The sequence below is a fragment of the Propionimicrobium sp. BV2F7 genome (assembly GCF_000510445.1).
In the GTDB taxonomy this organism is placed as follows: Bacteria; Actinomycetota; Actinomycetes; order Propionibacteriales; family Propionibacteriaceae; genus Propionimicrobium; species Propionimicrobium lymphophilum.
Genome location: NZ_AZIS01000003.1, coordinates 386,987 through 410,944 on the forward strand (window position 1 = coordinate 386,987; position 23,958 = coordinate 410,944).

Sequence of the window (23,958 nt, forward strand, 5' to 3'; positions counted from 1 at the left end):
ACTAAGAACGCATAGCCCGGGTAAGCCTGTTTGTAGTTTCGCCCCTCCAAATATGGCAGATAGCTAAAGCCACGGCGTCAGCAGCATCTGCTGGTTTTGGTGGGGCGCTCAGGCCTAAAATTTTTGTGACCATATTCGCCACCTGAGCTTTATTGGCGGTGCCAGATCCGCTTACCGCTGCCTTGACTTCGCTGGGGGTGTGGTAGGTGGCGGGTACCCCCTCTTGAGCTGCGATTAGCATTGCTATGCCAGCCGCTTGTGCCGTTGGTACTACCGTGTGCAAATTGTGCTGAGCAAATACCCTTTCGATAGCAATCTGATCGGGCTTAGTTTGCTTGACCCAACTCTGCAGGTCGTTATTTATCTTTAAAAGTCTCTTCGAAAGATCTGTATTGGGGCTAGTCCGGATAACACCAACAGCAACAAGACTAGGGCGTTGACCTGGCTGCGCTTCTACAACACCAACGCCGCAGCGCGTCAGCCCAGGGTCAACGCCTAAAACTCTCATCGCTAGTCGTCGGACTCCAGAGCTTCACGGACCTCGTCAGACATAGCAGCGTTGTGGTAGACCTCTTGCACATCGTCGCAGTCTTCCAAAGCGTCCAAAATGCGATTGAGCTTCTCCGCGTCTTCGACGCTGGTGAGCATCTGATCGTAGGTGGCTACGAATCGAGTCTCAGCGGAGTCGTAGTCGAAACCAGCGGCCTGGACAGCCTTGCGGACTTCAACTACATCGGTAGGTGCACTGATCAGCTCGAAAACCTCGTCCTCGTCAACGATGTCTTCAGCGTTAGCCTCGATAGTTGCCTCAAGAAGATCATCTTCACTGACGGTTCGAGTCAGGGTCTTCCGGCCTTCCTCATATTCCTGGTTCTTCGCTACCGTAACGACGCCTTTGCGCTCGAACAGGCGCTGGACGGAACCTCCGTCAGCGATTGTGCCACCATTACGGGTAACTGCAACACGCACGTCAGAGATAGAACGATTGCGGTTATCGGTAAGGCACTCAATAAGGATCGCCACGCCTTCAGGGCCGTAAGCTTCGTAAATAACCTCTTCGTAGCTGACTGCGTCAGCGCCCTCACCGGAGCCGCGCTTTACTGCACGATCGATGTTATCGTTCGGAACAGAGCTCTTCTTAGCCTTCTGGATAGCATCGTATAGAGCCGGGTTTCCGCCAGGATCACCGCCACCAACTCGAGCAGCAACTTCGACGTTCTTAATCAGCTTGGCGAAAAGTTTGCCGCGCTTAGCGTCGATGGCTGCTTTCTTGTGTTTCGTGGTTGCCCACTTAGAGTGTCCAGACATTCCTGGCCCCTTTCTCTATCTAAAACGACAGTTAATAATAACGGGTTAGTCCCTAAAACTCGCGCCGTACAAGACTACGCGGTCCGCAGAGACGTATCCCAACGAGCTAAAGAGGTCAGCGCTGCCTCCGGCATTTTCTGTGTCAACACCAATTCCAGCAAAATTGGCACCATTTTCAGCGAATGATTTTATTGAACTGCACAGAAGATTCGCACCTATCCCCTGGCTTCTAAACTCCGGAACAACGCCGAGCATATCAGTCCAGCCTTCGCGGACATCGTGGTCTTCCTCACGCAACTGAGAATTAATGATATATCCGGCTATCTGACCAGTAGGTTCATGCACAACCACCCAAGACCAATCTTTTCTACATTCCGGTCGGTTAACAAGGGCGTACCAATCTTCTTGGCTGATATCCTTAGTGCCCTCGCGCGTGCTGAAAGCCAGATTATGAGCGTTACGAACTGATTCGCTCAATTCTTTCGAAAAGCATTCAATCCGAAATCCTTCAGGCAGCTGCACCTTAGGGTAATCGTTGGCATCGTGGATCTGCCGATGCATGTCGAAAAACCATCTTTGCGGCTTCAACGTGCCATTTTGGACAAGATCTTCTTGAATACGAGAACCCTCATCGACGACCATGGTGATCTTGAGACTATTCACCGTTTCGTTGGACTGTTCTCTTCGAGCCTTGATGTATTCGAACCACATCTTTGCTCGCTCAATCGACCAGTCGACTAGACGCTCGCCGATTTTTCTGTGTCGCCAGCCAGGATGAACCCCTATTTCGAGCCAGACCTCAAGATCGTCTAGATCAGAGCGCGACGGGTGGTTCCACGCGTAAGCGACTATCGTTCCGGCTTTGTCGCGACCAACAACACTATGCTGTTGCGGATGGCTATGCGGAGCATGAAAGTCACGACGCATCTGCTCCAGGCTCCGGTGCTCAACTGGATCATCGAAATATTCGATGGCCACCCGAAGCTCTGCCACGGCTTCCAGATCCCCTTCGGACAGGAACTGCCAGTCCAGACTCGGCTCGACGAAAGCCTCAGCCCAAGTTAAGGCCATTTAGAAAATCATCCCCTTGGATTAGCCGCAGCGACTAAAGCATCTTCCAAAGTGAAATTGCCTAGGTACAAAGCGGTGCCGATGATAGCACCCTCCACTCCGATAGGAACCAGGCCAGAAAGCTGGCGAATCTGCTGCAGGTCAGAGATTCCACCGCTTGCGACCACTTTAGCATCGGTGTGGGCACAAACCGCACCAAGCAATTCTAGATTTGGACCAGTCAACATGCCGTCGCTTGCCACGTCAGTTACTACGTAGCGCACACATCCGGCATCGTCCATTTTCGAGATCGTCTCAAAAAGATCGCCGCCTTCGCGAGTCCAGCCGCGAGCAGCCAATTTCGTGCCACGAACGTCGAGGCCGATAGCCACCTGTTCAGGATATTTCGTGATGATCTTCTCACACCACTGCGGGTTCTCTAGAGCAGCTGTGCTCACGTTAACGCGGGTGGCTCCGGCCTCCAGCGCACGCTCCAGAGATTCGTCATCGCGAATACCACCAGACATCTCGACTTTGATGCCCATCTGCGAAACGATGTTCGAAAGTATCTCTGCGTTAGAGCCCCTGCCGAAAGCTGCGTCGAGGTCAACCAAGTGAATCCATTCGGCGCCAGCATCCTGCCAGCGCTTCGCCGCCTCCAACGGGTCGCCGAAAGTACGCTCGGTGCCAGCAATGCCCTGCACGAGCTGTACGGCGCCGCCGTCCTGGACGTCAACTGCAGGAAGAAGTTCTAGCTTCTTAACTTCAGGATTCACGTTTTCGCTCATACTAAAGAGATTATCTTATGACCCAATTTTTCAGTAGGGTTGCCCCGGCCTGTCCAGATTTCTCCGGATGAAATTGCGTGCTGGTTACTGTTCCATATTGAACGCCCGCGATGAACTCGTCATCGCCGTGGCAAGCGTAGATTACTTCAGCGCCCACTGGCGTAGATAATGCTCCGTTGCTGTATCGATGTGCGGCAAAACTATGCACGAAATAGCATTTTTGCCCTTCCAGACACCCGAACATTTCTGAGGAGCTTTCAAAGAGGAGATCGTTCCAGCCGACGTGTGGCAGCCTCGTCGCGTCTAGCTTCTCAACTACGCCTGGGTACAACCCTAAACCGGGGCATCCGCTGTTCTCGACGCCTTCAGAAAATAGCACCTGGTGACCGACGCAGATCCCTAGGACAGGCTTCTGATCATCGGCGAACGAAGCAATCAGCTCATCTCCACCAAGTGATTTGATGCCACGCATGCAGACATCGAACGAGCCAACGCCAGGCACAACAAGCGCATCCAGCCCAGCTAATTCAGAACTTTTTGAGGAGCACGTAACGTCAGCACCCGCGTTGCTGAGCGCTCTGCAAGCTGAAGCTAGATTGCCTGATCCGTAATCTAAAACTCCGACTTTTCGGCTCAAAGGAGTCCCTTAGTGGATGGAACGCCTGTGACCCTATCGTCGTATTCGACCGCTGCCCTTAGCGCACGTGCGAACGCCTTGAACTCAGCCTCAACGATGTGGTGAGAATCGCGGCCGGCAAGAAGCCTCAAGTGGATGCAGATTCCGGCGTTGAAAGCGATCGCCTCGAAAACGTGGTAAGTCATGGACCCTATGTAGTGAGGTTCGAGTCCACCGATACGAGCGTTGATTTGGCTTTCCGGTTCCCCGGAAAGGCTCGCGTATGCTCGACCTGCTACATCCACTACGCACTGTGCTAACGCTTCATCCAGCGGGACCATTGCGTCGCCGAAACGACGAATTCCTCTCTTGTCTCCTAGCGCTTGTCTGAGAGCCTGACCGATCGCAATAGCGGTGTCCTCGATTGTGTGGTGGCCATCGATGTGGATATCTCCTTTTGTCGAAATATCCATGTCGATCAAGGAGTGCTTAGACAATGCAGTCAACATGTGGTCGTAGAAACCGACTCCAGTTGAGATGTTCGAGCGACCAGTTCCGTCCAGATTTAGCTTGACGCTAACTTGGCTTTCGCTAGTTGACCTAGAAACCTCGCCTATTCTTTCCTGTTTTTCTGCCACTTCTAGCCTTTCAGTACCTTGACTTCATCAAGCACCTCGGAGAGCGCCTCCTGAAATTTTGACATTTCTTCAGGAGTTCCTGCGTTAACGCGCAGGTAGCCATCCGGGCCTACTTCTCTTATCAACACGCCTCGATCAACAAGCTTCTGCCATGCATCGTGACGATCTTCAAACCTGCCGAACAGGCAAAAGTTGGACTGGCTGGGCACTACACGCAGCCCCTTAGACTTCAGCCACTGCTGCGTCCGCTGAATCGTTTCTCGAAGCTCTCCCACCTTGTTGAGCATCTCGTCAGCGTTTTTTAGAGCTACGAGAGCAATTGCCTGGGACATGCTCGAGAGGTGGTAAGGAAGACGTATGATTCGGCATGCGTCGACGACTGCTGAGCTAGCCGCCAAATAGCCAAGACGGCCACCTGCAAGCGCGAATGCCTTACTCATGGTGCGAACAACAACAAGCCTAGGATATTTAGGCAAAAGTGTGATCGCCGAATCGAGGGGTTCTGCAGCAAACTCTAGATAAGCTTCGTCGACGATCACCATTCCGTCGAAACCCTCGCAGATTTCCTCGATGGTCTTAACTGGAGTGATAGTGCCAGTCGGGTTATTTGGCGTGGTGATGATCAAGACATCAGCATTATTTTCACGAGCCGCTTTGAGGACATCCTCGCTGTCAAGACCGAAGTCCTCACGCCTAGGAACCGCCACGAAATTCGTGTGAGTATTGCGCGCATACTCTGGGTACATCGAATAAGTCGGCGAAAACGTTAGAACGGTTCTACCTGGGCCACCGAAAGCGCCAAGCAGCTGAACCATGATCTCATTGCTGCCGTTAGCGACCCAAATGTTGTCCTTCATCAGCTGGAAGCCAAGATAGTTAGCTAGCTCCTGTCGAAGCTCAGTCGCCTCTCTATCGGGATACCGGTCGATATTCCGAGCCACCTTCTCAGCGGCATCTGCCATCTGCCTGCGCACTCTCGGGCTAGGCGGATACGGGTTTTCGTTAGTGTTTAGCTGCACTTCGACATCAAGCTGTGGCGCACCGTACGGCACCTCACCAACTAGTTCTGGACGAAGCGGCAAAGAATCAAGACGATCGGACATTTTTATTTATCCTCCTGCGTTCGTACGGCGATAGCGTATGCGTGTCCGGGCAGCCTCTCAGCGTGCGCAAAATCTTGGATTCCAACTCCGATTCTCGCTAGTGCTGCTCGATCGTAATTGATCAAGTGCACGGAACGCATGAAGCTACGAACATTCAGCCCCGAAGAGTACCTCGCTGCTCCCCCAGTCGGTAATACGTGGGTGGATCCTGCTGAGTAATCACCGAGCGGCACAGGTGAGTAAGAGCCGACGAAAATAGCTCCCGCATTGGAAACTCGATCCGCGACTTCTTGAGAGTCGGCGGTCTGGATCTCCAGGTGCTCTGCACCATAATCGTTTACGACGTCTAAGCCTTGTTCGATATCACGGACCAAAACAATCGCAGACTGCTGACCCGATAACGCTTCTTTGAGACGATCTCGCGTCTCAAGACGATCCACCTGCCTTGCAACCTCATTCTTTACGGCAGCAGCCAGCTCTTCGGAATCAGTAACCAACACGGATGCAGCCATAGGATCGTGTTCTGCCTGGCTGATTAGATCAGCCGCGACGAACGCAGGATTTGCACTTGAATCAGCTAGTATCCCAATCTCCGTAGGCCCGGCCTCTGAGTCAATCCCTACTCTGCCCCTTAGGTAGCGTTTTGCCGCGACAACGAAGATGTTACCTGGCCCAGTGACCAAATCTGCTCTGGGGCATAGTCCAGAAACACCGTAAGCGAACATCGCGACGGCTTGTGCCCCGCCGACCGCATAAACCTCTTCGACCCCTAATAGCGCGCACACGGCGAGCGTCGTCGGATGCGGAAGCCCCCCAAACTCACTCTGTGGAGGTGTCGCGACTGCTAGAGATCCAACGCCTGCGACCTGAGCGGGCACGACATTCATAAGAACGCTGGAGGCAAGCGGAGCAAGCCCGCCAGGAACATACAGCCCAACCCTGCGAACAGGAATCAGCTTGTCGGTTACGACCGCACCGTCATCGAGAGCGACAGTTTTCGGCCCTTCCTCTAGCTCTGCTTGCCTGCAGACTTCCCTACGCCTTCTGATCGCTTCTTCGATAGCCGCTCGAAGGTTCGGATCTAGATTCTTAAGGGCATTGTCCAAGGCGTGTTTAGGAACCCTGAAATGCTCAGGAACCACATGATCGAACTTCTCGCTGAAACGCTTCAGGGCCTCAATGCCCTCAGCCTTCACAGCTTCGCAGATCGGGCGAACCGCATCCACGGCTCGTTCTACATTAAATTCTGCTCGCGGAACTGCGTCTGTGTAATCGTCAAGATCAGTCTCACGTAAATCGACAGTGGTTAGCATGTCTGAATCTTACGGCAAAGGGCAAAGATAAGCTTTTTCTGCCCGAAAGACGACTACTCTGAACGCTTAGCCCTTGTCGATTCAGGAGAGTTTTCAAAGGCGCTAAAAAGCACTACCGCTAGCAAAGCGCCAAAAACCCAGACCGCCAGGATGGAGGGACTGCGTAACGTGAAGTCGACGGGCACCTCAACACCAATGGCAGCCTCCGCTACTCGATAGGAGAAATCCCTGGGACCGAGCAAAAATCCAACTACCCAGCAAAGTAAGCCTGAACAGAGCGCTCCGAATAATGCCGCAATTATCGACAGCAATCCCCGCACGCGAAAAAATGCCCAAGAGATTGTTCCTATCGCCCCGCCAACGATCAATCCGATAAATACGTTTACAAGATCGGACTTGAAGATCTTGCCAGCCGCAGCTTCAGTTAGGATCGCTGATCCGTCTTGTGCGATAACGAAAGCGGGTGGTGTCACCAGCAAATTCCAAATAATTCCGCATACAGCACCTAGCACCATGCATATCGCTGCGAAAAGCAGACCTCTAAGGAGCAAGGATCTTTTTAGCCTGGCTCGCTGAAAATCGGCCAGCACTCTTCCCGTGTCGATCTCGTTCATTTAGTTCCTCGCCGTCACGGCAGCAGGGCCTAACAGAGCTTTCAAGTCGGCCATCAACGGTTGAGATGGCGTGACTCTAAGGCTATCGGCGAGCTGATAAATCTTGTTGCGTACAGAACTGGTTATTTTCAGTTGAACTTCGGTGGAACCGGGATGTGCGCTGAGCACGTCGTGGAGATTATCGAGCACCACGGGTGTGCACCTTGACGCTGGCACCTCAAGATGGATCGGCCCGGCTTCTTCCTCGGCGGCGGCGTTGAGGACAGTGATCTCGTTTGCTTGTATCTCGGCTACATCATCTCGCACAGACACCCTGCCTCGTACTCGAACTAGCACGTCCGTGGCCAATGACATTGCGGCCTGCTCGTATACCTTGGGGAACACCAAAACTGTGACGGAGGCATCTAGATCTTCGATGGTTAAAGTTGCCCAGGGAGCGCCCGCCTTCGTCTGACGACGAGCGACCGTTGTGATGAGCCCGCAGATCACCTGAGTGGAACCGTCAGTGGCGTTTTCTTCCAGATCCGCAAGAGAAATCTGACGATTAGCGGCAAGAATATTCTCCATACCATTTAGGGGGTGATCCGAAACATAGAGACCAAGCATCTCCCTTTCGAATCCAAGCTTGACCCTCTTGTCCCACTCTGGAACATCAGGTAGCTCTCTTTCGGAAGTTTCTTCCGACTCCGTGGAGAGAAGCCCACCTAGCAGACTGTCTTGCCCGTTCTCCTCGTTGCGCTTGATGTCAGCAACTTGATCAACTGCCTCTTCGAATACCTCCATTAAGGCCCTGCGCTTATGCCCCATAGAGTCGAATGCTCCAGACTTAATCAAAGATTCCAACATTCGCTTGTTACACACAGACAGTGGCACGCTGTCCAGGAATTCATAGAAGTCGTTAGCTGGGCCGTGCTCGTTTCTTGCCTCGATGATTCCCTCAACAACTTGGGCACCAACGTTACGAACTGCTCCTAGGCCAAAGCGGATGTCGTCACCGACAGGGGTAAACATATCTTCGGACTCGTTGACGTCAGGCGGCAAAACCTGAATATTCATGCGGCGGCATTCGGCAAGATAGATTGCCGATTTCGATTTATCATCTTTCACTGACTGCAGCAAAGCCGCCATGTACTCAACCGGATAGTTGGCCTTAAGCCACGCTGTCTGATAGCTAACAAGACCATATGCTGCAGAGTGAGATTTGTTAAACGCGTAGTCGGAGAATGGGACGAGAATGTCCCAAATCGTCTGGAAGGACTCCGCCGAATAACCACGATCAAGCATTCCTTGCTTGAACACGTCGTATTGTGCGTCCAGTTCTTTCTTCTTTTTCTTACCCATTACGCGGCGCAGCTTGTCTGCCGCGCCAAGCGTATAGCCTGCTAGTTTCTGAGCGATCATCATGACCTGCTCTTGATAAACAATCAGACCGTAAGTTTCAGAAAGAATATCCTCTAGAGCATCGGCAAGTTCAGGGTGAATCGGTTCAATTTTTTCGCGCCCGGTCTTGCGTCGTGCGTATTTGTTGTGAGAATCAGCACCCATCGGCCCAGGTCGATAAAGCGCAGAAACCGCCGAGATGTCCTCGAACTTGTCCGGCTGCATTGAACGCAGTAATGCGCGCATCGGTCCACCATCAAGCTGGAACACTCCTAGAGTGTCACCGCGCTGCAGCAGCTCGAACGTTTTTTGATCATCGAGTTCAATCGAATCGATGTCGACGTCGATGCCCTTATTGCGCTTAATATTGCGCAAGGCATCATCCATAATCGTGAGGTTTCGTAGACCAAGGAAGTCCATCTTCACCAGGCCGAGAGACTCAGCACTCGGGTAATCGAACTGTGTGATGATAGCGCCGTCCTGCTCACGCTTCATGATCGGAATGACGCCCGTTAGAGGCACTGAGCTAACGATTACGCCGCAGGCGTGCACACCCCACTGGCGTTTTAGGCCTTCGATGCCCTTTGCGGTATCGACCACCTCTTGGACTTCTGGATCAGATTTATAAAGATCTCGAAACTCAACGCCCTCTGCGTAGCGCTTGTGTTCTGAATTGAAAATCTGATTGAGCGGTACGTCCTTGCCCATGACCGCGGGAGGCATTGCCTTAGTGATCTTCTCACCAACGCTATATGGCTTATCCAGCACACGGGCTGAGTCTTTCACCGCCTGTTTGGCTTTAATAGTGCCGTAAGTGACGATCTGGGCAACGTGATCTTTGCCGTACTTCTCGGTGACATAATCAATCACCTTGCCACGTTGGCGCTCGTCAAAGTCGATATCGAAATCGGGAAGCGAAGGACGCTCAGGGTTCAAGAATCTCTCGAACAGAAGACCGTAACGAAGCGGGTCCAACTCGGTGATCTCCATCGCATAGGCGATGATTGAACCTGCACCGGATCCACGACCAGGACCTACTCGAATTCCATTGCGTTTAGCCCAAGTAACGTAGTCAGAAACGATCAAGAAATATCCGGGGTATCCCTTTGTTAGGATAACTTCCTTCTCGTAGTCGGCGCGCTCCTGAATCTCTTTCGGCAGCGGATCTCCATAGCGTTTTGCCAAGCCCTCGTCTGCCTTTTTGATGAACCAGCTCTCCTCGGTCTCGCCCTCCGGGCAATCGAAGACGGGCATAAACGTTCCGGAGCCCTCGTCGAAATGGGTCTGGCAGCGTTCAGCTATGGCCAATGTGTTGTCGCATGCCTCAGGATAATTGCTGAAGAGAGTTCGCATCTCTTCAGCGGTCTTCAGGTAATACCCCGTACCGTCAAATTTGAACCGGCCAGGCGTATTGATCCTGGATCCAGAGGAAACGCAAAGCAGAATATCTTGGCTTCTGGCGTCTTCCGAGTGCACGTAGTGCAGGTCATTACTGGCGACGAGCGGGGCTCCGATTTTCTTAGCTACTCGAAGCAGATCTCCGCGAACTTTGGTCTCGATATCCAAACCGTGATCCATCAGTTCTACAAAGTAATTTTCTTTGCCGAAGATATCTTGGAATCGGGCAGCCGCCTTAACTGCATCATCAAACATTCCGAGACGAAGAAGCGTCTGGACTTCTCCCGAAGGACATCCTGTCGTCGCGATCAGCCCTTCGTGGTATTCCTCTAGCAAGGCGTCATCAGCACGTGGCTTATAAAAATATCCGTCCAGCGAAGACCAGCTAGCAATTCGGAAAAGATTGTGCATGCCAGCACGGGTCTCGCTCCAGATAGTCATGTGCGTATAGGCGCCCTTAGCAGCTACATCATCGCCGGTTCCGTCGCCGAATCTGACCCTCTTGCGCTGCTGCCTTGGAAGGCCCGCAGGAGTGACATAAGCCTCTAGACCGATGATCGGCTTAACATCGTGCTTCTGCCCAGCTTTAAAGAAATCGAATGCACCGAACATGTTTCCATGATCAGTAATGGCTAGGGCTTTCATTCCTTGCTGGCTTGCAGCAGCCATCAAATCGTCGATGCGTGCCGCGCCGTCAAGCATCGAGAAGTCGGTGTGATTATGCAGGTGTACGAACCCGCTAGCCATATTCGAACCCTTCCTTATCTTGCTGTCGACTCTACATCGAAGATTACTTGTTGCTACCGGCGAACGGCTTGGTCTCCTGCCCCGGGCGCAACTTCGACAGGACTACGAAACCTACCACCGAAACGCTGAACATGATGAGCGATGTGTAATTGTTTACTCTCAATCCACCAATATGGTTGGCCGGATCTATCCTCAAGGCTTCAATGAAGAATCTGCCGAACGAATACCAGCAGACGTAAAGCACACACAGCCTGCCTCTGCCGATCTTGAATCTTCTTTCGGCCCATAGAAGGAAAGCAGCACCGGCGAAGTTCCATATCATTTCGTAGAGGAAAGTCGGATGGAACGTCTCGAACTGTTCAAAGCCATCCGGGCGATGGGCACGATCAATCTGCAAACCCCACGGAAGATCTGTGGGTCTGCCGAAGAGTTCTTGGTTAAACCAATTTCCGAGACGACCTATGCCCTGACCAATTAACAGAGTTGGCGCAATGCAGTCGGCTAAGGTTGGAAAGTTTATTTTGTACCGCCTAGCCATGATCCATGCACCTAAAGCCCCCAGAGCGATTCCGCCCCAAATGCCTAAACCACCGTTCCAAATTTTGAAGGCGTCCCAGGGGTTCCTTCCTGGACCGAAATAAAGTTGATGGTCCGTTATCACGTGGTACAGGCGAGCACCGAATATGCCGAATATTATTGCTACCAGAAGGAGATTCTGGAATTTATCAGCGTCTCCGCCTCTTTCGACGAATCTACGCTGAGCTATCCATCCGGCTACAACCATGCCTGCGATCAGGCACAAAGCATAGAAGTGGATTGTAAGCGGCCCAATGCTGAAGCTGGAGATCGGAGGGCTAGGTATCTGCAATAAAATCACAGCACCAATTTTGCCCTCCGATGCTCTACTTATCCAACTAGTTTTTTACGCCTTCACCAAGGTCTGCTGCCACCTCAGGAAGCTTTCCCAGCGGCTGGTCACTACCCTCTGCATCGATCAGGCATTTAACTAGGGCTGATCCGACAATCGCTGCATCCGCGTATTTGCCGGTTTCGTGCGCTTGCTTGCCATTGGAGATTCCAAGACCAACGCAGACAGGCAGATCGTTGCGAATCTTGCGTGCACGTTCGACGATTACAGGCGCCGCGCTGGAGGTCTCAGTCCGAGCCCCAGTAACACCCATGACGCTGGTAGCGTAGACCCATCCGCGGCAGGCGTCCATGGTCATCGCGATTCGCTCATCTGTGGAGCTAGGCGCGATCAGGAAAACTCGATCCAAGCCATATTCGTCAGAAGCCTCGACCCATTCGTCGGCTTCATCCGGGATCAGATCAGGAGTGATAAGCCCTGCTCCGCCAGCGTTAGCTAGGTCGCGCGCAAAAGCCTTCACACCGTAGCGCTCTACTAGGTTCCAATAGATCATCACTGCAGGAGTCTTACCCGCAGAACGAACCGCTTCGGTGGCCTTAAATATGTCGGTAGTGCGAACCCCAGATGCCAGTGCCTTAGTGGTGGCGTACTGAATTGCCAATCCGTCCATCATCGGATCGGAATATGGCATTCCGATTTCAATGATGTCAGCGTGCTCGGCTACGGTCCGCATCGCGTCTAGCGAACCCTCAACGCTGGGGTAGCCTATGGGAAGATATCCGATCAGCGCGGTGCGATTATCGGCCTTAGCCTCCATCAACACCTTGCCCATGATCCCTAAACGATCGCTCATGACAGCCTCCCAGTGGTGTGGTCTGCCACACCCTTAATTCCGAAATACTTCATTGCAGTGTAAACGTCCTTGTCACCACGGCCAGAGATGGTGACCAAAATGCAAGGCCTACGATCTGGCTTTTCCTCGAGCATGCGCAGCGCCAGACGGCGAGCGCCTGCGAGTGCGTGAGCGGATTCGATGGCAGGCATGATGCCCTCAGTCTGGGAAAGATCTCGGAAGGCGTTCATAGCCTCCTCATCGGTAACCGGTTCGTAGTTAGCGCGATGGTGATCGGCCAGCCAAGAGTGCTCTGGTCCCACGCCCGGATAGTCGAGACCCGCAGAGATGGAATGCGACTCGATGGTCTGGCCATCCTCGTTCTGTAATACGTAGGTTCGCGCACCGTGCAGAACTCCCACGGAACCTCCGCTGATGGAGGAAGCGTGTTTACCGGTGTCAACGCCGTCGCCACCTGCCTCGAAGCCATACAGAGCGACCTCGGGGTCATCGATGTAGTCGTAGAAGGAACCGATGGAGTTTGAACCACCGCCAACGCAAGCGCAAACGGCATCTGGGAGCCTGCCGTACTGCTCGAGCATCTGAGCACGGGACTCGGCGCTGATCACTCGCTGGTATTCGCGAACGAGCATCGGGAAAGGATGCGGGCCGGCAGCCGAACCGATCAGGTAGTGAGTGCTATCAACGTTCGTCACCCAGTCACGCATGGCTTCGTTCATAGCGTCTTTCAGCGTCATGGACCCGGCTTCCACTGAGACCACTTCTGCACCGAGAAGCTGCATCCTGGCAACGTTAAGTGCCTGGCGCTCGGTGTCGACCTTACCCATGTAGACGCGGCACTCGAAACCAAAAAGGGCTGCGATTGTTGCGGTTGCTACGCCATGCTGGCCAGCGCCCGTTTCTGCTATAACCCTGGTCTTCCCCATGCGCTTAGTCAAGAGCCCCTGGCCGAGAACGTTGTTGATCTTGTGGCTGCCGGTGTGGTTGAGATCCTCACGTTTAAGAAGAATCTGTGCGCCACCGCAGAACTCTTTACCGTATCGCTTGGCCTCTGTGAGCAGAGATGGCCTATTTGCATAATTTTGCTGAAGCTCGCGCAGTTCGGCCTGGAATTCGGGATCCTCTTGGCAGGAGGTGAAGACTTTTTCTAGTTCATCCAAAGCAGCATGAAGAGCTTCCGGAACGAACTGCCCACCGTATCGATCGAAGTGACCATGCTCATCGGGCAGGCCTGTGCCTTTTCTTCTCTCAATCATCGTTTTGCCTCCTGGATCATGGCCGCGACGGCCTCAGATGGTTTTGAATTCTTAACTAGCGCCTCACCGACCAAAATAACGTCGGCACCTTCAGACGCTACTCTTGCAGCATCTTTGGGGCTCAAAATCCCAGATTCGGCTACCTTTATTGCCTGATCATCAAGTGATCCCACCAGTCGTGAGAACTGCTCGAGATCGACGTCCAGCGTCTTTAGGTTACGGTTATTAACGCCCACGACCTCTGCTCCGAGATCTCGGGCTCTGCGTGCCTCGTCTTCAGTATGAACCTCGACGAGAGGGGTCAAACCGAGATTTAGCGCAAGTTTGTAGAGACGGTTTAATTCTTTATCGTCAAGAGCAGCAACGATAAGCAAGGCAAGATCGGCGCCGTGGGCGCGGGCCTCGTAGAGCATATATTCGTCGACGACAAAGTCTTTTCGAAGCACCGGAATATTAACTGCTGTTCGAACTGCGTCAAGGTCTGCCAGCGAACCATTGAACTTGTGTTTTTCCGTCAGAACCGAGATCGCGCTGGCTCCCCCCGCCTCATATGCGGAAGCCAACACCGCCGGTTCAGGAATATCGGCAAGAGCACCCTTGGAAGGGCTGGAACGTTTAACTTCAGAAATAACGGACAGTTCATTAGATCTAAAGGCCGGTATCGGAGAAATAGGTTCTGGAGCCTTCTCGATTAGTACTTCGAGGTCAGCAATGGAAACCTTCTCTGCGCGTTCGGCCATGTCCGCGCGGACGCCCTCAATGATTTTGTCTAAAACCGTCATCAATTCTCCTCTAAAAGGTATCCGCCTGTGTCGAAACAGCTTAGCTCCCCGGTATGACAAGCAGCTCCGGTCTGGTCGATGTGCAGCAGTAGGGTGTCTCCGTCGCAATCTATCTCTATGCTTCGCACCTTTTGTGTGTGTCCGCTAGTCGCGCCCTTACGCCACAACTCTTGCCTGCTTCTCGACCAGTAAGTTGCCTGTCGGGTTCGAAGTGTGATTTCGAGCGACTCAAGATTCATCCATGCCACCATCAGCACTCTGCCGCTAGTGGCATTTTGAGCAACTGCAGGAATTAGGCCATGAGAGTCGAACTTTAATCGTGACACAACTGATTCGGACAAAGTCATGCCTTATTATCTCTTTTCTGTCAGAAGAGCTTAGTCACGGCCACGGTTCAAGATTTCAAACCACAATATGGGCATTTAGGCTTTGAGCTTTTGCGGTTTCTACGCATCCGCCTCATTGGTGGAGCGCTTCTTCTTGACCACACGAAAAGTAAGCACGCCCAACACACAGATAACTGTTAAGACACCAACTCCATAAGCGACGGCGAACCACGGGAACCTGGGCAGTTCAGAAGCTTTTCCAGCATCATCGATGTCTTCTTGAGGGGTCGGAATTACGCGCTGTCCAGTTACAAGAATTCGGTGCGAGTTAATACCGAGAGGTGTGCAAGTTACCAAAGTAATTAGGTCTTCTCCTGGAGCAACCTTGAGCGTGTCCGTTTCCTCAGGAGCGACGACCTTCGTCTGTTTTACCTGATAAGTGAGTACTTGCCCGAACACCTCGATAACGAAGTGATCTCCCACTTCTATCTTGTCCAGATCGGTAAACATTCTGGCGTTTGCGAGACCTCTATGGGCTGTGATCACCGCGTGAGTATCGTTTCCGCCAACTGGAAGGCTGGTGCCCTCGAGGTGTCCGGCGCCCTTATCAAGGACCTCGTCAGAGGTGCCGTGAAAGACGGGAAGATCCACGTCGATCTTTGGAATCTTGATTCGCGCCATTAGGCCATGTTCATCGGCTTTCAGGATGTCTTCGTAGGCCCAAATGCCATCGGCGGAAGATAGCTCGCCTGTGCCTGTCGCTTTGCGTTGATTGACTCCGAGGACAGCGCCAGCATTGAAAGCGTCGTTGTAGTCGTGTGCCGCTTTCAACTGCGCCTCTCGTTCTGGCTTGACCGTGTCGATCTGCTCGGAATATGCGCCGACTATTTTGGACTGATCGAATTGCGACTTCCATGCAGCCGCATGCGGGTATACCAGCAAGCTCATGCCTAGTATGGCGAGCAAACCGATCAGATATGGAGTGAGAAGATTCTTCATATAAAACCTAACGTGGAGAGGTGGGATCACCCACCTCTCCACGATTTTAGATGTTGCGTCTAGGAATTCAGTTCACCAATTAGGCGGACTGACGGCTACGACGAACCTGCTTGACGGTCAGACCACCAGCAGCCGCGAGAACCGCGACGCCACCCAGGGTCAGCAGCATCTGGCCAGTTCCGCCGGTAAGCGGCAGGTTAGGGCCGGTCTGCTTGGTGTTGTCGATGCTGAGCTGAGCCTCAGCGGCCTTACCAGCCTTGACTGTCACCGTCTTGCACTCAGTATTGAGTACGTAGCCGGCAGGAGCCTTAGTTTCCTTGATAGAGAAAACCTTTTCGGTATTCGACTCAGCGGGCTCGGTGTTTGGCTTCTTGCCGAGCACGAGGCCCTCGAAGTAGACCTTACCGGTGGAATCGGAGGCCTTGGTGTCGATAGCATCTCCGGAGCAATCGGTGCTGCCATAAACCGTGAACTCGGCGCCTTCAAGAGCCTGCTTGTTTGCGCCATCCTTCTTCTGGAGCCATAGGTCGCCAACCTTTACGGGACGGTCACCAGGAGTCGGCGTAGGTTCATCACCAGGGGTAACGCCCGGCGTCGGGGTCAAATCATTAACAATCGGCAAGAACGAGTTTTTGATGGCGCCATCAGCAGGCAAGCCAGTGATCTTGGTGGTCAGCTTTACGTTAAGAACCTTCTTTGCAGCAACTTTAGCAAGACCAGTCTCGTTCAAACGCAGCTCAACCTTCTGGGTAAGTGAAGTGTCGTTATCAGCTTTAGTGTTGTTAGAAACCGTGACAGTGTAATCGGTGTTTTCTACGAGCTTCTCATCTCCGAGGGTTACCTCTGCAGAGACGTACTTCAGGTAAGCATTCAGCGAGTCATCAATGCCGAGCTTAGTGTAAGTTTCCTTAGCCCCGATTGCAGGCACAGTGTAGCTGATGTTCCAATCGGTGTTATCGCCGACCTTGAAGGCCTTAGAATCGTCAAGAATTTTCTTACCCTTATCGGAAACGGTGTTCTTCGGGTAGGCGTGAACGTCGTAAAGCCATTCATTATCGGTAGGTAGCGGAATGGAAACGAAGAACGGCTGAGCCTTCTTGGTTACGTTGTGCGTTCCGGTGTTGCCCTCGGTTACCAGGTATACGCCGGCAGCGAGATCATCAAACTTAGTTACACCTTTGTTGTCAGTTTTTTGGCTCTTCTCAGTCCCAAGAGTGAAGTTCTTGGAGCCAGAGGTTACATTTCCATTGTTGTAAGCCAAGTCCTTGATGTAAGCCCAGTCCTCAGCCTTGTTCAGATCAAGGCCGTTAACAGGCTGGATCTTGAACTCGACGCCATCAAGAGCTTTGCCAGCGTTAGCCGGTTTATCGGTGATTTCTCGGCCATCTGCTGTTTTGCCCCAGGCAGGGTTCTCGTACTTGTGAACGGTTATCGAACCCTTTTTGGTTAGATCCGGGTTGCCCGTTGCTGCGTTCGCGCTGGCGCCGAAACCAAGACCCATGGCCCCGATCATCGATGCGGCGAACACGGCCACTACGGCCCGCATTCTTTTCTTTAGCTGCATTTTGATTCCCTTCAATAGTTGCAACTTTGGTGTCAGTTTGGTTTTGCTGTTTTTGCAAAGGAGGGGGCGACAGTTAACCCGCTTTGACACCCGACTTTCGTCGCCTTACAGCAAGCACGCAGCAAGCAGCCGCTGCACCTGCTAAAACTGTTATTCCGGCAATCCGGAAGAATTGTTCGGCCCAGCCACCAGCCATCGGCATGATCGGGCCTTCTCGCATTTCGTTCTCTATCGCACCGAGATCCATCGGAACTGAGACGTTGTCTTTGTTAAAGCCGAATTCATAAATTTTGTCCGTTATTACGTAGCCAAGCGGAGCAGATTTTTCTGACAGCTTGTAATCAGCCCACTGGAGACCCTCAATCTTGAACTTTCCTGCCTCTGGATCTTTGTCAGCCCAGCGACCCGACCCACATTTGGCGGCATCTTTCTCGACACAGTCTGAGATATCCGCTACTTTCTGGTCTCCGGAACTTAGCGTCCAGACCGATCCTTTAAGAAGCTTCTCGCTCCCCGCAGCCTTTTTCTGCCAAGTAACTGTGCCGGTCATGCGCTTGTTGGGAACGATTTTTATGAGTTCCCCACTTGTCGCATCGAAAGCTAAATTAGCTGCCCGAATGTACCCCTGAGGAGCCTCAACCTCATATAAGACATATTTCTTACCAACAAAAAGGTTATTCCAAGTTATTGCCTCGTTTGTTGAAACCTTTTCACCGAGTAAGGGCTCGGTAGAATCACATTTTCCATTCGCGTTCTGATCTTGGCAAATGTTAAATTTAGCGCCAGGAACAATCTCTTCTTTGTATTTATCGTCTTCAAACCAATATCCGTCGTATTTAAGAACGCTAACCGACGTGGTCTTAGGAGAGTTGGTCACCGTACAGGTAACCATGCCACCGACTGCAGGAGTGACCTCCGTCTGAAGAACTCCACTGTTCAAGCTAGATGCTTTAACTGGAATACTTACGCCGTCTTCGCTTACGCATGACCAATTAGATTTATAGTCATCTAGCTTTGATTTGGAACCGTCAGCCATGCGTTCTTCAAGAATGTAAGGGCTTCCGGTCTGGCGGAGTAATGCTAAAGAATTCGGCTGTGGACCAGTCCCGCTACCGGTAGTGACGACAGTAGACTGACCAGTCCCACCTAAAATTGATTGGGTTGGAATTTTCTCCCTAACAGTGACCTCGAATTGATCTGAAGAGTGAACCCTTTCAACAATGTTCTTATTTACCGTAATCGTCGGGATATTTGCGGGACACCCCTCGAGGTCCACTATTTGTTGGTCAGCCCACTTACCGTTGTAATCCGGTCTACCGTCTGGCTTATTTGCGGCACGAGGTGCTTGAAATATAGGTTTCCCGCCGTTCATAAATTCGCCGGAAGAAATATTTACCTGGTAGACGCTAGAAATTGGCCTTTCAGCAGCAACATTCTGTCCTGAATATAAACCGCCCAGGTAGAACTCGCCGTTACCGCCAAAAGCGAGCCCACCAATTTCGAAACTGGGGGTATTCAAAACGATATCTCGCAGCTGAGTGGATTTGAGTTCTTGAAGCTTAAGGTTTTGAGCTTTTAAGTCGTTAGTTGCGTTTTTGCCTTCGACCAGCTTCTTAACTACAGCTTTTTTCTGGGCTGACTGGAGATCCTGCGCGTTGATTCTGAATATATGAACTAGCGTTTTCTTAGGAGGCAAATTAACGCCATCGCTGTGCTTACGCCCCTCGGCCGCCGCGGAAAGCAGGTAAAGATTCCCCTGCTTATCGAAAGCTAGATCGGAAAATTTCGAAGTGCTGAGGTTTTTATCCGCGATATCTCCGAGCATGGATAAATTTTCAGTGGCTGGATCGAATAAAAAGAGCCGAAGCAAAGATCCTGTACCGCTGAAAGCATTTGCTGCAGTGCCCGCGTCGCCAACCATAATGTATTTACCATCGGGAGTCATGGTGCCACCCTTGATCGGCATGCTGGGGTTAGTGAGTCTGTACTGTTTTATGGTTTGGTAACCATCCTTAGTAGAGTCACTTAACATGCCGTGCCGAATAACGGTCGGAGGATTCGCACCGGGAGTGGTAAGACCATCAATCTCGATATGCCACATCGACCCGTCTGCTGCAATAGCTAGCGCGTCATAGCCGAATTTCTTTTCACCAGGTAACGGACCACCATTCTTATCGTTCAGCCATTGAACTCTACCGATATGCTCATACCCGCCTGATGTTTTAATCAAATTAATTTCACCAGCGCCGCTGCTCATGGAGTAAAAACCATCCCCACAAGGGTTCATTTTGTGGCCAGCTCCAGATGCCGACGCTGCAGGCGACGCAGCGTATAAACCTGCGACAGACCTTTCAACCCCGCTTTTGAGAGCTGGAGGCTCTGTTTCTTCAGCAACCTGCAACTCGGAATTGATATTGCTAGTTTCAGAAGCGGACATGCCGTCGCCACTTTCAGAGGCCTCTACGGGTTCCTCTGGATCAGTCGAAATGGGCCCTGTGCTGGGTGACGAAGTTGATGAGGCATCAGGCTCTGACGCGGCCGGCGAAGCAATCGCGTTACCTGCCGTCAGCATCATCATTGCCGCGCACCATGCAGCAATAGCTATTCTGAACTTCACTATCGGTCTTTCTCTGTTTCCGCTCTCTTTGGAAGATTGCTCTTCCGATGGAGACCGGATGTGGGGGTGTTGGGGGGGGGATTTCAGAGGAAGCACCTGCTGAACATCTATTATTATATACAGGATTTATAAACTGGATAGGGTTAACTATTTTGACCCTAGGGGAAATTTCTTTAACCCCTTTTTTAACCCCTTGGAGTTGTTGTCTAAAAATATTAGATCTGCCATAAGAGCTCTGACCAGGTATTTTACGCTCAGTTCTCGAAAAGAGCTACCCCGAAAAAATTTGGCTTCATAGAGCGTCAAAAAGGGCTGCGCGGCAGACAAGTTCCATAAAATTCTTGGCAACTTTGCCTGGAGGCAGCCCCTTAAAGTAAATCTCCTATCAGCTGAGCTTATTTAATATCAACTCTCGAACCTTGCCGGCATCTGCCTGGCCCCTCATAGCTTTCATCACTGCACCGATTAGAGCACCCGCGGCCTTGACGCGACCACCCCTGATTGCCTCAGCGGTTTCGGGGTTAGCTGCGATAGCCTCGTCGACGGCAGCGCTCAAAGCCCCGTCATCGCTAACTACTGCAAGGCCTCTAGCCTTTACGACTTCTGAAGGATCACCTTCCCCGGCCACTACCCCATCAATAACTTGACGAGCCAGCTTATCTGTAAGTGTTCCTTCATCAACTAGCTTTTGGAGCTCAGCCACTTGAGTCGGGTTCATGCCAACTTCATCGAGCGGGCGTCCCGCCTCATTTGCTCGCCTAGCTAGTTCAGAGACCCACCACTTTCGCGAAGAAGCCGGATCGGCACCTGCATCTACAGTCTCTTCAATTAAGTCGAGCGCACCCTCGATGGCTAAAACGTCACGCATCTCTAAATCGGTGAACCCGTACTCGGACTGAAGCCTTGCCCTACGCTTAGCCGGAGGTTCTGGCAGCTCGCTTCTAAGTTTCTCTACCCATTCGCGACTTGCAGCAACCGGAACCAGGTCAGGTTCCGGGAAGTAGCGATAATCCTCAGCATGCTCTTTAGAACGACCAGCAGTTGTGTAGCCCTCTTCGTTCCACATTCGAGTCTCCTGCTTGACCTTGCCGCCACCAGCAAGAACTGCAGCCTGACGACAAATTTCGTAGCGCAATGCTGCCTCTACAGAGCGAAGAGAGTTCACGTTCTTTGTCTCGGTTCGCGTACCAAGCTCAGTAGAGCCCTTAGGCATCAGCGAGACGTTAGCATCGCAGCGAAGATTGCCACGCTCCATGCGAGCATCCGATACACCCAGTGCACGCATCTGATCGCGCAGGAACTCCATATACGCCGCAGCAACTTCGGGAGCCTTCGCCCCGGTGCCGTAGATCGGCTTGGTGACGATTTCTACCAGAGGAACACCTGCTCGGTTGTAATCAACTAAAGAGTACTGAGAGCCCTGGATTCTGCCGGTTCCACCAACGTGCGTTAGCTTGCCCGCGTCTTCTTCCATGTGAGCTCGCTCAACGGGAATCTGGTAGGTCTCGCCGCCAAGTTCAATCTCTACATGCCCCTCATAGCAGATCGGCTCGTCATACTGGCTGACCTGATAGTCCTTCGACATATCCGGGTAGAAGTAGTTCTTTCGCGCGAAACGACACCACTCGGCAATCTCACAGTTCAGGGAAAGTCCGATCCGAATTGCGGATTCGACTGCTTTACCGTTCACAACCGGAAGCGAACCAGGCAGACCTAGGCACACGGGACACGTATGAGTATTCGGCTCACCGGGACCGTTTACGCAGCCACACCACATTTTTGTCTTTGTCGATAGCTCAACGTGCACCTCAAGGCCCAAAACGGGGTCGAAACGCTCCATCGCCTCATCAAAATCCATCAGTTCGTCGATCATGCGATCACCTGCTTATCTGTCAGCTCTGGAGCTTGCGAAAGAAGAAGTCCACCCCAGCGATCCACGAGGGCGGCTTCTAGTGCGCCACCGACCTGATAGCAGAGTTCATCGCGCAACGCAGGCGCGATTACCTGCAGGCCTACGGGCATGCCGTTATCAGGCGACAATCCGACGGGAATCGAACCAGCAGGCAAGCCCGCCAAGTTGGCAGGAATGGTGCAGAGATCAGAAAGATACATACTCATCGGATCGTCGATCTTCTCGCCGATCTTGAATGCAGTAAACGGCGTTGTCGGAGAAATCAACACATCGCATTTCTGAAAAGCAGCCTCGAAGTCCTGCTTAATAAGTGTTCGCACCTTCTGGGCAGACCCGTAATAGGCATCGTAGTAGCCACTGGACAAAGCGTACGTACCGATGATGACACGACGCTTAACTTCTTCGCCAAGCCCCTTGGCGCGCGTCTCGCGCATAGTTTGCTCTACGTTCATACCAGATTCGCTCACGCGTAGGCCGTAACGTATGCCGTCGTATCGAGCCATGTTGCTGGAGACTTCAGCAGGCATGATCAGGTAGTAGGCAGCGAGTGCGTATTTGAAACTCGGGCAGCTGATCTCGACGACCTCTGCACCTAAATCAGTTAGGACATCTACCGCCTCAGAGAAACGGGTCTTAACGCCCGCCTCGTAGCCTTCCCCGTCAAGTTCCTTAACCACTCCAATCTTCAGACCTTTAATGTCCTTCTTGCGGGCAGCAGAAACAACGTCCGGAACCGGTTTATTGATAGAAGTCGAGTCCATGGGGTCGTGCCCTGCCATCACTGAATGAAGCAAAGCAGCGTCTTCGACAGTTCTAGAACAGGGGCCAGGCTGATCCAGAGAAGAAGCCATCGCAATCACGCCGTAGCGAGACACCGAACCATATGTTGGCTTCATGCCAACCGTGCCGGTGACCGATGCTGGGGAGCGGATAGAACCGCCCGTATCTGTGCCCACAGCAAGCGGGGCTTCATAAGCAGCAACAGCGGCAGCAGAACCGCCACCAGAGCCGCCGGGTATTCTTTCCAAATCCCACGGATTATGGGTGGGACCAAAAGCGGACGTCTCGGTCGAGCTACCCATCGCAAATTCGTCCAAGTTGGTCTTGCCCAAAATCACCATTCCGGCGTCTAGCAAACGCTTGACTACGGTTGAGTCGTACGGGGGCACCCACCCATCGAGGATCTTAGAAGCAGCAGTGGTAGGCATTCCCTGGTAGCAGAAGAGGTCCTTAACGGCCACAGGGATTCCAGCTAGCGGGGAAAGCTTCTCCCCTGACTTCCGCCTAGCGTCTATTTGTCTTGCCTGCTCAAGCGCCCTTTCCTGGTCTACAGATAGAAAGGCGTGAACCTTATCTTCGACCGCATCCATCTGCGCCAGGCTCTGCTTGGTAAGTTCCTCGCTAGAGACCTCTTCGGACTCAAGCTTCTTGACTAGTTCGGCAGCGCTTTGCCTAATTAGTTCGCTCATCAGGCTCCCTCACCCAAGATCCTTGGCACCTCGAATTGGCCATCTTCGACAGCAGGGGCTCCTGCCAACATGCTTTCCGGAGACCAGCTTTGCTTAACTACATCGTCGCGGAAGACATTCTCCATTTTGATTGGATGGGACGTCGGAACGATGTCCCTATCAGCCACGTCCGAGACGCTGGCAACTGATTCAAGAATCACGTCGAGCTGAGGTACGAAACGCTCTAGCTCATCATCGGTTAACTCGATTCTGGCAAGATCGGCCAGTCGAGCTACGTCCTGAACGGTTAGCGCCACCGCAAGACTCCTTATCTATAAATGCATCAACCTTGTTAATCCTAGACCTAAGCAAAGATAA

Annotated in this window: 21 protein-coding genes; all 21 read right to left on the reverse strand. The window is 52.4% G+C overall.

Going from position 1 to position 23,958, the window contains the following annotated elements; translation table 11 throughout:
* Position 1 precedes the first annotated feature (1 nt).
* Positions 2 to 508: a crossover junction endodeoxyribonuclease RuvC gene (gene ruvC / locus HMPREF1255_RS02785; RefSeq protein ID WP_016455944.1), complete on the reverse strand. Its 507-nt coding sequence runs from the start codon at positions 506 to 508 to the stop codon at positions 2 to 4.
* Between the two features lie 2 nt (positions 509 to 510).
* On the reverse strand, positions 511 to 1,308 hold the full coding sequence (locus HMPREF1255_RS02790; protein ID WP_016455943.1) for a YebC/PmpR family DNA-binding transcriptional regulator: 798 nt from the start codon (positions 1,306 to 1,308) through the stop codon (positions 511 to 513).
* A gap of 45 nt (positions 1,309 to 1,353) precedes the next feature.
* Positions 1,354 to 2,379, reverse strand: a complete 1,026-nt coding sequence (locus tag HMPREF1255_RS02795; RefSeq protein ID WP_024110636.1) for a GNAT family N-acetyltransferase — start codon at positions 2,377 to 2,379, stop codon at positions 1,354 to 1,356.
* An 8-nt stretch (positions 2,380 to 2,387) separates the two neighbouring features.
* Positions 2,388 to 3,146, reverse strand: coding sequence for a bifunctional 1-(5-phosphoribosyl)-5-((5-phosphoribosylamino)methylideneamino)imidazole-4-carboxamide isomerase/phosphoribosylanthranilate isomerase PriA (gene priA / locus HMPREF1255_RS02800; RefSeq protein ID WP_024110696.1), 759 nt, complete (start codon positions 3,144 to 3,146; stop codon positions 2,388 to 2,390).
* Between the two features lie 10 nt (positions 3,147 to 3,156).
* A complete protein-coding gene (gene hisH / locus HMPREF1255_RS02805) occupies positions 3,157 to 3,783 on the reverse strand; it encodes an imidazole glycerol phosphate synthase subunit HisH (protein ID WP_024110797.1) in 627 nt (208 codons plus the stop codon).
* Entirely contained in the window at positions 3,780 to 4,400 is a 621-nt protein-coding gene (gene hisB / locus HMPREF1255_RS02810; protein ID WP_016455939.1) for an imidazoleglycerol-phosphate dehydratase HisB, read from the reverse strand. The genes hisH and hisB overlap by 4 nt, the downstream gene beginning before the upstream one ends.
* A gap of 2 nt (positions 4,401 to 4,402) precedes the next feature.
* Complete coding sequence (locus HMPREF1255_RS02815) at positions 4,403 to 5,503, reverse strand: histidinol-phosphate transaminase (RefSeq protein WP_016455938.1); 1,101 nt, start codon at positions 5,501 to 5,503, stop codon at positions 4,403 to 4,405.
* Positions 5,504 to 5,505: 2 nt separating this feature from the next.
* Complete coding sequence (hisD, locus tag HMPREF1255_RS02820; protein WP_016455937.1) at positions 5,506 to 6,816, reverse strand: histidinol dehydrogenase; 1,311 nt, start codon at positions 6,814 to 6,816, stop codon at positions 5,506 to 5,508.
* A 53-nt stretch (positions 6,817 to 6,869) separates the two neighbouring features.
* Entirely contained in the window at positions 6,870 to 7,430 is a 561-nt protein-coding gene (locus tag HMPREF1255_RS02825; RefSeq protein WP_024110893.1) for a hypothetical protein, read from the reverse strand.
* Complete coding sequence (dnaE, locus tag HMPREF1255_RS02830) at positions 7,431 to 10,955, reverse strand: DNA polymerase III subunit alpha (protein ID WP_024110629.1); 3,525 nt, start codon at positions 10,953 to 10,955, stop codon at positions 7,431 to 7,433. It abuts the gene before it with no gap.
* 43 nt (positions 10,956 to 10,998) lie between these two features.
* Complete coding sequence (gene lgt / locus HMPREF1255_RS02835; RefSeq protein ID WP_016455934.1) at positions 10,999 to 11,832, reverse strand: prolipoprotein diacylglyceryl transferase; 834 nt, start codon at positions 11,830 to 11,832, stop codon at positions 10,999 to 11,001.
* Between the two features lie 37 nt (positions 11,833 to 11,869).
* Complete coding sequence (gene trpA, locus HMPREF1255_RS02840; RefSeq protein WP_016455933.1) at positions 11,870 to 12,676, reverse strand: tryptophan synthase subunit alpha; 807 nt, start codon at positions 12,674 to 12,676, stop codon at positions 11,870 to 11,872.
* A complete protein-coding gene (gene trpB, locus HMPREF1255_RS02845) occupies positions 12,673 to 13,932 on the reverse strand; it encodes a tryptophan synthase subunit beta (protein ID WP_024110765.1) in 1,260 nt (419 codons plus the stop codon). Before trpB ends, trpA begins: the two co-directional genes overlap by 4 nt.
* The gene (trpC, locus tag HMPREF1255_RS02850; RefSeq protein ID WP_024110669.1) at positions 13,929 to 14,714 is read right to left on the reverse strand and encodes an indole-3-glycerol phosphate synthase TrpC; all 786 of its coding nucleotides are present in this window, start codon (positions 14,712 to 14,714) and stop codon (positions 13,929 to 13,931) included. The genes trpB and trpC overlap by 4 nt, the downstream gene beginning before the upstream one ends.
* Positions 14,714 to 15,061, reverse strand: a complete 348-nt coding sequence (gene hisI / locus HMPREF1255_RS02855; RefSeq protein WP_036916796.1) for a phosphoribosyl-AMP cyclohydrolase — start codon at positions 15,059 to 15,061, stop codon at positions 14,714 to 14,716. The genes trpC and hisI overlap by 1 nt, the downstream gene beginning before the upstream one ends.
* Before the next feature lie 99 nt (positions 15,062 to 15,160).
* Positions 15,161 to 16,039 (reverse strand): class C sortase, encoded by an 879-nt coding sequence (locus HMPREF1255_RS02860; RefSeq protein ID WP_024110981.1) that lies wholly within the window; start codon positions 16,037 to 16,039, stop codon positions 15,161 to 15,163.
* A 79-nt stretch (positions 16,040 to 16,118) separates the two neighbouring features.
* Positions 16,119 to 17,603, reverse strand: coding sequence for a SpaH/EbpB family LPXTG-anchored major pilin (locus HMPREF1255_RS02865; protein WP_024110983.1), 1,485 nt, complete (start codon positions 17,601 to 17,603; stop codon positions 16,119 to 16,121).
* A 73-nt stretch (positions 17,604 to 17,676) separates the two neighbouring features.
* Positions 17,677 to 20,220, reverse strand: coding sequence for a collagen binding domain-containing protein (locus HMPREF1255_RS02870; protein ID WP_024110920.1), 2,544 nt, complete (start codon positions 20,218 to 20,220; stop codon positions 17,677 to 17,679).
* Between the two features lie 385 nt (positions 20,221 to 20,605).
* Positions 20,606 to 22,093, reverse strand: a complete 1,488-nt coding sequence (gatB, locus tag HMPREF1255_RS02875) for an Asp-tRNA(Asn)/Glu-tRNA(Gln) amidotransferase subunit GatB (RefSeq protein ID WP_024110845.1) — start codon at positions 22,091 to 22,093, stop codon at positions 20,606 to 20,608.
* Positions 22,090 to 23,601, reverse strand: a complete 1,512-nt coding sequence (gatA, locus tag HMPREF1255_RS02880) for an Asp-tRNA(Asn)/Glu-tRNA(Gln) amidotransferase subunit GatA (RefSeq protein WP_024110725.1) — start codon at positions 23,599 to 23,601, stop codon at positions 22,090 to 22,092. The genes gatB and gatA overlap by 4 nt, the downstream gene beginning before the upstream one ends.
* Entirely contained in the window at positions 23,601 to 23,897 is a 297-nt protein-coding gene (gatC, locus tag HMPREF1255_RS02885) for an Asp-tRNA(Asn)/Glu-tRNA(Gln) amidotransferase subunit GatC (RefSeq protein WP_016455923.1), read from the reverse strand. Before gatC ends, gatA begins: the two co-directional genes overlap by 1 nt.
* Positions 23,898 to 23,958 lie beyond the last annotated feature (61 nt).